Source organism: Pseudomonas sp. P5_A2_2 (assembly GCF_054177685.1).
The window spans coordinates 1-2,448 of record NZ_JBGCUL010000691.1; the positions used below are offsets into that span (position 1 = coordinate 1).

Genomic DNA, 2,448 nt, shown 5'->3' on the forward strand with positions numbered 1-2,448 from the left:
CTTCGACGCCGGCCCCTGCGGCGATCATCTCGGCGAAGGCAGTGACGGTATCGGCCACGCTCATCGCGGCCCGGCCACTGTTTTCAGTGATGCTCGCGGCGATGGCGGCATCACGCGTGATCAGGCGGCACAGAATGTCCTTGTCGAGCGGGATGTCACCGGCCTTGGCCAGCAGGCCCAGCGCGCGCAGGCGGCGGCCGCCCGCAGCGACGCCATAGTCTCCGGTCGACTTGCCGCGCTTGGTTTCGTCGGGATGCACGACGAGGTTCTGCAGCAGGCCCTGGGCCTTGATGAGTGCAGCCAGTTCGCCGACATCCTCACCGCCGGACTTGCGCACGTTGAAGGCGGACGGGACCAGGCGCGACAGCGGGATCAGCACCAGGTCGCCCGGCGTCAAGGCTTCGTCTTCGACGGTCGATACCAGTTCGGTGGTTCGGCCCTTCGTCGTGCTCTTGGCCGGGCCTTTCACAGGCGATGCACCCTGCCCCTTCCCTTTGCCCTTGTCATCTGCTCTTTGGTGAGTCCCGGGGGCGAGGAACCGCGCCTTGGTGGTGTTGCCGGTGCTGTGGATGGTCGTTGCGCTCATGGCTGTGTCCTTTGCGGTGGTTGAAAAATCTGCTCTTCGGAGCCGTCCCGACGCATGAACAGCGACCGCCAGGCAGGACACAAGGGCACGCCCGCAAGCCGCAGCTCGAAGCGCAGCGCAGAGACCGGGTGAGGACGTGGGCGCAGCCTTCACCCTTGGGGCATGAATGGCAGGCGCTATGCGTCGATCAGGGGACGGGCCGACAAGAGCAGATCGACCGCCGCCCTGCCGGCCATGCGGGCGCACCGACCGGCTTTCCACAGCACTGGCAACACGTGCGAGCCTGCAAGGTGAGCGATCTACCGCCGCACCGCGGCGCACTTCAGGTCTTGGGTTGACCTTGTGGGCGACAGCCCACCGCCTCTGCAGCGAACAAAGGGAAAGGGGCGACACCTCGGCCGCCCCGATGCGAACGCGTCAGATGAGCCCGCGTTCGGCGAAGCTCACCACAGCGGTTGCAGTGACCACCAGGTGGTCCAGCACGCGCACGTCCACCAGCTGCAGCGCCGACTTCAGAGACTGCGTCAGAAACTCGTCGGCACGGCTCGGCTCCGGCACGCCCGACGGATGGTTGTGCGCCAGGATGACCGCCGCGGCATTGAGCTGCAGACTTTCCTTGACTACTTCGCGGGGGTACACCGAGGTCTGCGTCACCGTGCCCCGGAACATCTGCCGCAGCTCGATGACACGATGTTGCGCGTCCAGGAAGACAACGCAGAAGACCTCGTGCTCCAGCAGCCCGATCTCCAGGCGCAGGTAGTCCTTGACGTCTTGCGGCGACGACAGCGTCACGCCGGGCTTCACGCGGTCTGCGAGCACACCCCAGGCCTGCGAGAGAACCTCGTCGGGACTGGCCACGCGGTACTGACCATCGACGTCACGGACCAGCAGTGCGTTTGTGGACTGGGCAACAGCAGAAGAGAAGGACGGCAGCGACATGAGGAACTCCGGTCTTGATCGGGCGGGATTGCCCGAGACCGAATCCCTCACGTCGCAGCGCAGCGGTCAGGGTTCGAAGACGACCGAAGGGCGCAAGAGAGCGCCACGCGCTCACGCAGACCTTGACGGCGAGAACGACGTGATACGGTGGGTCGACACAGCAACTCACACCCCACCACACCACCGAACTGGATCTTGCGACAAGCGAAGCGCGCAGGGCTAGGGTGGCCTGAAAGGTGACGGCGCGCCGGCAGTCCGGCACGGACCAAGCGCGACGGCGCGCGCCTGGAATGGGCATCCCGGTTTTCGCTCCCGCGAAAAAGCCTCAGCAGGCCTTGAGGTCGCCCAGCTCAGAGAGCTCTGGCGGCAGCTGCGAATTCCGAACCCATAGCGTCGCACTGTCGGGGGTTGCCGGTCCTCTGCCGCCGGCAGAATCCGCCAAACTACGGCCAGTGCCTCACTTGCCAACGCGCCGATGAACGAATACAGCAGCCCTTCGTGGCATGCGTTTCGGAACGAAGTTTTCCGACGGCACGACTACGCATGCACGTCCTGCGGCAAGCGCGGGTCCGATGACGCAGGGCTTCACGTTCACCACAAATCCCACCTCGTCGGACACAAGCCGTGGGAGTACCCGCTCGATCTCTGCATCACGCTCTGCAACGACTGTGAGGTGGCCGCGCACGGCACCAGTACGCCTATGTTCGGATGGGACGTGGTCGGATTCGACGACCTGGGCGAGGCGGAGGGAAATTGTGACCACTGCGGCACTGCGATACGTTACGTGTTCATGGTTCAGCATCCGAAATGGCGAACGCTGGAAGTGGGCGAGGAATGTTGTGACAACTTGACTTGCACGAAGGTGGCAAGTGATCACATGGACTCTCTGCGCCGCCAACAGGAACGACTAAGGCGTTTCGTTT

3 protein-coding genes are annotated in these 2,448 nt (G+C 64.5%); 1 reads left to right on the forward strand and 2 read right to left on the reverse strand.

What is annotated here, in order from left to right:
* A partial coding sequence (locus tag ACXRVY_RS24330) for a ParB/Srx family N-terminal domain-containing protein (protein WP_458238454.1) occupies positions 1-586 on the reverse strand: 586 nt, incomplete at its 3' end.
* A gap of 417 nt (positions 587-1,003) precedes the next feature.
* Positions 1,004-1,525: a RadC family protein gene (gene radC / locus ACXRVY_RS24335; protein WP_458238455.1), complete on the reverse strand. Its 522-nt coding sequence runs from the start codon at positions 1,523-1,525 to the stop codon at positions 1,004-1,006.
* 475 nt (positions 1,526-2,000) lie between these two features.
* Between radC and ACXRVY_RS24340 the strand changes: the two genes are divergently transcribed.
* Positions 2,001-2,448 (forward strand): hypothetical protein (locus ACXRVY_RS24340; protein WP_458238456.1); only part of this gene is annotated, 448 nt, incomplete at its 3' end.

Coding starts and splice junctions, on each gene's coding strand:
- radC (WP_458238455.1), bottom strand. CDS start 1,525: ATGTCGCTGCCGTCCTTCTCTTCTGCTGTTGCCCAGTCCACAAACGCA.